The organism is Pseudoalteromonas sp. SG41-1 (assembly GCF_014164575.1).
GTDB lineage: Bacteria > Pseudomonadota > Gammaproteobacteria > Enterobacterales > Alteromonadaceae > Pseudoalteromonas > Pseudoalteromonas rhizosphaerae.
On sequence record NZ_JACJFL010000086.1, the window covers coordinates 1 to 6209 of the forward strand.

A 6209-nucleotide genomic window follows, 5' to 3' on the forward strand; every position below is an offset into this window, starting at 1 on the left:
CAGCAAGATTAATAAATCTTTTTAAATGTTTTGGCTATTTAATAAAATATATAAAAAATAAATATCAATATTGATTAAAAAAATATAAATGGTACATCGTTATTATACAGGGAGAATAACGATGGCGAGAGAATTAAAAGGAATAGATACAACTACAAGTCAACAATCATATCGTAAAGATATGACTTCAACACCAGAGAAAATAGGTAAGTTTTTTAAATCTAAGGACGCAACTTTATATTTACCATTACCTTTGATAGCAGGTTTTATATTTCCAGCAATATTTGAAATAACAATAATTATATCTTTACTGTTATATAGTATTAGTCTTAAAGCAAAACACACATTACCTTTCAAAAAACCTATTACGTCAAAAGAAGATCAGGATGAAAACGAGCTTCACCCTGCTACTGACTTGCCTGACAAACCACAAGGCATAACCTTCTTTGGTAATGAGAAAGACACCAAAAAAGAAATATGGTTTACCAATTCGGACGTTAGAACACATTGCTTAATCTTTGGTACAACTGGAGCTGGTAAGACCGAAAGTTTGTTGTCAATTGCGACAAACAGCCTTAATCAGTGTTCGGGTTTTATCTTTATTGACGGTAAAGGTGATAACGGGTTGTGGGCTAAGGTATTCAGCCTTGTAGCCGCTTATGGACGTTTAGACGATTTATACCTAATCAACTATATGACCGCTTCGGTTAAGTTAGACGAGTTAGGCGATCAGTTAATCACTAATACTGTAAACCCTTTTTCATCAGGTACAGACGATAGTTTAACAGAACTTGTTAATTCACTATTAAGCGGTAAAGAAGATATATGGAAATCAAGAGCACAAAGCTTTGTATCACTACTTATGCGTGTTCTTGTATATCTAAGAGACAAAGGTGAATTACAACTTAATGCTGATGTTATTCGAGAGCACTTTGAATTACAGACACTTATTGATCTTGCTAACCGTAGAGATATTCCCAAAGATAAACATGACGGTTTAGTTAATTATCTTATCAACCTTCCTTCTTGTATCTATAAAGCTAACGCTGACGGTACATACACTATTAACGATAGTAATAATCAAGGTGAGAAAGTATCGGAGCAACACGGCTATATCACCATGCAATTTCAAGAAACTTTTGGTCTGTTTTGTGATAGCTACGCTCATATGATGCGAACTCAAAACGCTGAAATTGATTTTTATGACGTAGTAGTAAACAGACGTATCTTAGTTGTGCTTTTACCTTCACTTGAAAAAGCACCGTCAAGCACAAGAAATCTTGGAAGAATAATCATTTCTTCTATCAAACAAATGATGTCCGTAACGCTTGGCTCTATGGTAGAAGGTGATGTTGACGAAGTAATTGAAAGTAAACCCACAAACGCACCTTCACCTTACTTAACGATATTCGATGAATACGGCTACTACGCTGTTGAAGGCGCAGCCGTTATGCCAGCCCAAGCACGTTCACTTGGCTTCTTTATGATATTCGCAGGTCAGGACTATCAAGCATTTAAAAAAGGCTCTGAAGAAGAAGCAGCCTCAATCGTTGCGAACTGTGCTATTAAGATATGTATGAAGCTTGAAGATCCTACTGAAACATTAAAAATATTCCAATCAGCAGCAGGTCAAGAAAAGGTTATCGAACAAAGCAGTTTTGAGAAAGACAGTAATGGGCTTAATACTGTTTATAAAGCAACAAATAACGCAAGTATAAGTGAGAAAAATATTATCAGTGAGCGTGATTTAAGAGATCAGGCAGCAGGTGAAGCACATATGCTTTTCAAAGATAATACTAAGCGCGTAAAAATGTTTTATGCCGCACCTAAACCACTAAAAATCACAAGAGTTAATAGCTTCCTTGAAGTTAAGCCACCATTGTTTAATGAAATCGAAGAATATAAGCGCAATGTGAATAGCTTTGAAGAAATGGAAGATAACATGCAAAACCACTTCAACGAAAAAGGTAAAACCGAGTGGGAGCAAAAAGTTGAAAACACCATAATCAAAGAAAGCTCACAAGAATTGAATAAACTGTTTAGCGCTATTCGCTTAACTGAAAGTGGGGTAGACGGGACAATCAAATATCTTTTTGACGCAGATATAGAAGACGAAAAGGTTATTAGTGAATACCAAAGCAATACAGTTTATTACCGTGTTAATAGACCTACCATAGTAGCAAAATCAGCTATCACAGAGAGTGAAGTAGACGAAGACTTTGATGATGAAGATTTTGACGATTACATAGCAGAGGAAACCGCACAAAGTGAAGAACACGAACCATTAGATCTGGAGTTTTAATTATGAGATTAAATGTATATGGCATTATCAAAGGTAAGTCTAAAAACACCATTATCAATGTGTTTGAGTTAGGCAAAAAGTTTGTTCGTTTTACGTGCTTCTCGAAAGATAAAGAGTATATAGAACAACGCTTACACGAAACCCTTACTGTAAGCATAGAAACCAGTGAGGGTATTATTACGGGCTATATTGAGCCAATAAAATGTAAGTCCAATCTTCAATACAAATCATTTCTAAGATTGAAGAACAGGGAAGAAGAAGAGAAGTTGATTAGATATTTGGCGAAAGTAGTTTAAACACTACTTCGCCATTGTTTTATCGTTTCTATAAGCGTATCAAGAGTATGTGGTAAGTCCATAACCAGCGCAGAAGCAAAAAGCATTATCAAAACCTTTCCATAACCGTCATTAGTATTGCCTTCCGACACTTCTTTCAGTTTGAATAAACCCTTCACAAAGTAAGCTAAACCAATTAATTGAGCGATTGAGAATACAGAGCGCATTGTTTCAATGGCTTTTTGCCTTGATTTAGCGCCTTCACTTTCACCACGTACTTCACTTAAATAACGATCTGTAATGATATTACTGTCCTTAAAACACCCTTGCTTACTATGTGGGTTTTTAGCACTGTCAGCATAAAAGCAATAACCTGATGACCCTGAGTTAAATGTGTTTTGAATAATGGTGATACTACTATTGATATTAAGTAGAAGAGAACCAGCAAAGATGGTAGCAAAAGCCGCACCGATTGAATTTTTTGGGTTTCTGGTATCTCTTACATTGTTGTATATCTTAACTATACCACCAAACGATAGAAATGCGCCTAATAAGACGATAACAACTTTTACCAGTAAATATATTGATGTTAATGTTGCGTCTATACCGTTAGCGAATGCGATGTTAGGTATAAGACATATTAATAAAAATAATAACCTTATCATGTTCCTTTTTTTCTCCCTTTCTATAGAAAGGTTTAACATAGAAATGATATTTTCAAAGTTATATTATTTATTTTTTGCCAAATCTAAAATGATATTGATAGTCTTTAAGGAAACGAGGTAAATTATTAAGTTCTCTTTTGTGTATTTGATAACAATAAAAACGTTGCTGATAAAAAAGCATTAAAACAAATACATTGAATAGTATTAGGTTGATAGAAGGTGATGTAATACTGTATTCATTACCTAAAAATACAGCAGCATTAAATATCAGTAAAATCGCAGAGAAAAAAAGATATACAATAGAGCGCTTATTAAAACTATTATGTTTTTCAACTAAGTCTCTTTCAGTTAGTTTTAGTCTTGTCATACTTTCTTCAAAGCTTTCCACACGTTCTAGATCATCTTTATCAAAAAAGCTTAACGTATCTTTTAACTGTTTTGCTTTATAAGAAGCTAAATACATAGCTCTTTCTTTTTTGGTTAGCTTCTTTTTAATTGCTTTATTAGCTCGCTTTTCTATTAAATATTTTTCATAACGATCTTTAAAAATGTTGTCTTTTAAATATTTTTTCATATCTGCTCTCCTTATATGTAATTTAGATACCACAAAAAATATAAAAATCAAAATTGACATTATATAATTTTGATATAACTTTTTATTAAGGGAGAAATGAATATGGAAGAAAAGAAATACGATAGCGAAAAGTATTTTTCTAAAAAAGAACTTATCTTATCAAGAATAGACAGAATAGCACCAAAGGCGTTAAACAAGCGCTATACCAGAAATTTATATAAAACCATTCTTCTGTTAAGTATCTCAGTGATGTTTGTCCTAACTGGCTCGTTTGTTATTTATCAAAAAAATACTAATCATAAAATTTATATTACTAATCTAAAAGGTAGGGTAGTTCAATATAAACAAACACATGAAAGAGTAAATACAATTAAAGAGACATTAAGGTATCAAAGAAATGAAAAGTAAAAGCATATTATTGTCAATTATTACGGCATTACTACTAACAGCAATAATAATACCTACATACAGCCTGATTTATAGTTATTACCTGTATACACCTAATAACAGTTTTGTTGTCTTTAACAAAGAAGGTGCGTTATTTGAAGAGGTTGATACAAACCTTATGTATAGAAATAAAGAACAAATCACACAGTGGCTTCAAGACGCTGTAAGAGAAATGTTTACCTACAACTACTTAAATGCTGATAAAAATGTTGGTGATATAAAAGAGTTTGAAGTGCTCAAAAATCAAATAGCACAATATATTAATGATCTAACGAAAGACGAAGAAAATGTTAAAAAGATATACGGTAAAGAGTTTGGTGAATATCAAAGTAAAATAAACTATATAAAGCGTGAAACAGCACTTTCACGATACTTCTCTAACCACGCCTACGAAAGATTTAGAAGCGATTTCTTTGATTTAGCAATAAATGGTGATCTTAAAGAAAGTAAAGGCAAAGTGTTAAATGAGATAATCACACCATTAGCGATATCAAATGAAGGAAGCTATCAGGGTAGGAAAGCTATTTCTTATGAAGGCTCTATTGTGCTTCAAAAGCACAGCATAGAAGGTATTTCTTCTATAAGACTAAACATAAGTATCACGATAGCCAGAGTTTCGTTGTATGCCAAGAGTGAAGGATGGGAAATTGTATTAATGCGAATGGAGGAACGTTAATGAATTATACACGTTTCTTGATTTATTTAATTTTAGTTATCACTCTTATCTTTCCGATTGCTATACACCTACAATACGCTTATGGAAGTAATGAGCTTACCAAAGTAAACTATATAGCTGTCAAAGAAGATGTTCCTGATTATATTGAGAAGATTAATTTAAGTGTTGATCCTGTTGTTAATACCTCTTCGGTAGAGAAATTTATCAAAGAAGCATTTAATGAAATATGGAATTACAGTGTTAAAGATGAATTGAATGGTAATTACCAAGGCGAAAAGTATTTTACTGAATTTGGTTTTGAAGTATATAAAGAAGTAAAAGAAAGGTACAACAAAGCATTAGACGAAAGAGAAGCTGTATTAGTCTATTCTGTTATTTCTAATGATATTTATTTAACAGGTATAGCAGAACCAAAGATAGGTAATAAACAATATATGTATGACTTCCAAATCATAACAACTATTAAAGGTCTTGGAGGTAAACAGCAAAGCAAACGATCTGTAACGATAATACTGAAACAAGATGGTGTTATTAGTAATAGATACGGTATAGCTATCGACTCAATTGCTATTAATTAATACCATCTACCTGTAATACCATACCATATAACATCTTCCCATAGGAATTGTAGACCTGTTGACTCAATACCAAATATAAAAGTTAACACCCCTGTTATTTCTAAAAGATATAAAGCAAATAATATCAACATAAAAAATGATAATGATAATAATAACATTGAAAATTGTCTAAGTGGATCTACGATAGCCCATCTAAAAAATCTTACTGGCAATGAATTTGTAGTAATTGTTTCCATTTCTTTTCTCCTTGTAATTCGAAAACTTGTTCTTTGTTATTTCCTTTTTTTAGTGTGTTAGTTTTTTCGTCTAGCACTCTAAAAGTAAATTCTTCTTGTAGATTTAAAACACCTTTTGAATGATACTTATCTAATTGATTTTTAACTAATGTAATGATTGTTATATAATTTGAATACTTACCCTTTTCTCTATATAAGTTAATTAATTCTGTTCTCTTAACCTTTCCTCTACCTTTATAAAAAACGTTTAATATTAGCATGAAGTTATTGAAATTCTTAACGTTACATAAATCACCAAGATATTGATCGTTATATGTTTTAATTATATCTCTTAATAACTTTTTTTCTTGGTTGTTTATATTTATCTTTTCCATTTCAAGTCCTTTTTATTTTTTAATTAATTATATACTATATTATAATATATAAAAAGTAATAGTCAATACTTTAAAAGTAAAT

Annotated in this window: 9 protein-coding genes; 5 read left to right on the top strand and 4 right to left on the bottom strand. The window is 31.6% G+C overall.

Annotated features, from left to right (window positions below; all coding sequences use genetic code 11):
* Window positions 1-121: 121 nt before the first annotated feature.
* Both H5203_RS22145 and H5203_RS22150 read left to right on the top strand, forming a co-directional pair.
* Entirely contained in the window at window positions 122-2302 is a 2181-nt protein-coding gene (locus tag H5203_RS22145) for a type IV secretory system conjugative DNA transfer family protein (protein ID WP_182820342.1), read from the top strand.
* A 2-nt stretch (window positions 2303-2304) separates the two neighbouring features.
* Complete coding sequence (locus tag H5203_RS22150; protein ID WP_182820343.1) at window positions 2305-2598, top strand: hypothetical protein; 294 nt, start codon at window positions 2305-2307, stop codon at window positions 2596-2598.
* Here the strand turns inward: H5203_RS22150 and H5203_RS22155 are convergent.
* Together H5203_RS22155 and H5203_RS22160 are read right to left on the bottom strand one after the other, a co-directional pair.
* Window positions 2595-3242, bottom strand: a complete 648-nt coding sequence (locus tag H5203_RS22155; protein ID WP_182820344.1) for a hypothetical protein — start codon at window positions 3240-3242, stop codon at window positions 2595-2597. The two genes, H5203_RS22150 and H5203_RS22155, sit on opposite strands and share 4 nt — an antisense overlap.
* A 67-nt stretch (window positions 3243-3309) precedes the next feature.
* Window positions 3310-3816: a hypothetical protein gene (locus H5203_RS22160; RefSeq protein ID WP_182820345.1), complete on the bottom strand. Its 507-nt coding sequence runs from the start codon at window positions 3814-3816 to the stop codon at window positions 3310-3312.
* Between the two features lie 102 nt (window positions 3817-3918).
* On the opposite strand from H5203_RS22160, the gene H5203_RS22165 reads away from it, so the two are divergent.
* The 3 genes from H5203_RS22165 to H5203_RS22175 are packed head-to-tail and all read left to right on the top strand — an operon-like array spanning window position 3919 to window position 5517.
* A complete protein-coding gene (locus H5203_RS22165) occupies window positions 3919-4224 on the top strand; it encodes a hypothetical protein (RefSeq protein ID WP_182820346.1) in 306 nt (101 codons plus the stop codon).
* Window positions 4214-4939, top strand: a complete 726-nt coding sequence (locus H5203_RS22170) for a hypothetical protein (protein WP_182820347.1) — start codon at window positions 4214-4216, stop codon at window positions 4937-4939. The genes H5203_RS22165 and H5203_RS22170 overlap by 11 nt, the downstream gene beginning before the upstream one ends.
* Entirely contained in the window at window positions 4939-5517 is a 579-nt protein-coding gene (locus tag H5203_RS22175) for a hypothetical protein (RefSeq protein ID WP_182820348.1), read from the top strand. The genes H5203_RS22170 and H5203_RS22175 overlap by 1 nt, the downstream gene beginning before the upstream one ends.
* Here H5203_RS22175 and H5203_RS22180 read toward each other — a convergent pair.
* A complete protein-coding gene (locus H5203_RS22180) occupies window positions 5514-5753 on the bottom strand; it encodes a hypothetical protein (protein WP_182820349.1) in 240 nt (79 codons plus the stop codon). The genes H5203_RS22175 and H5203_RS22180 overlap by 4 nt on opposite strands.
* Window positions 5720-6127 carry a hypothetical protein gene (locus H5203_RS22185; RefSeq protein WP_182820350.1) on the bottom strand — a complete coding sequence of 136 codons (408 nt, stop codon included), beginning with the start codon at window positions 6125-6127 and terminating at the stop codon, window positions 5720-5722. The genes H5203_RS22180 and H5203_RS22185 overlap by 34 nt, the downstream gene beginning before the upstream one ends.
* Window positions 6128-6209 lie beyond the last annotated feature (82 nt).

Coding starts and splice junctions, on each gene's coding strand:
- H5203_RS22145 (WP_182820342.1), top strand. CDS start 122: ATGGCGAGAGAATTAAAAGGAATAGATACAACTACAAGTCAACAATCA.
- H5203_RS22150 (WP_182820343.1), top strand. CDS start 2,305: ATGAGATTAAATGTATATGGCATTATCAAAGGTAAGTCTAAAAACACC.
- H5203_RS22155 (WP_182820344.1), bottom strand. CDS start 3,242: ATGATAAGGTTATTATTTTTATTAATATGTCTTATACCTAACATCGCA.
- H5203_RS22160 (WP_182820345.1), bottom strand. CDS start 3,816: ATGAAAAAATATTTAAAAGACAACATTTTTAAAGATCGTTATGAAAAA.
- H5203_RS22165 (WP_182820346.1), top strand. CDS start 3,919: ATGGAAGAAAAGAAATACGATAGCGAAAAGTATTTTTCTAAAAAAGAA.
- H5203_RS22170 (WP_182820347.1), top strand. CDS start 4,214: ATGAAAAGTAAAAGCATATTATTGTCAATTATTACGGCATTACTACTA.
- H5203_RS22175 (WP_182820348.1), top strand. CDS start 4,939: ATGAATTATACACGTTTCTTGATTTATTTAATTTTAGTTATCACTCTT.
- H5203_RS22180 (WP_182820349.1), bottom strand. CDS start 5,753: ATGGAAACAATTACTACAAATTCATTGCCAGTAAGATTTTTTAGATGG.
- H5203_RS22185 (WP_182820350.1), bottom strand. CDS start 6,127: ATGGAAAAGATAAATATAAACAACCAAGAAAAAAAGTTATTAAGAGAT.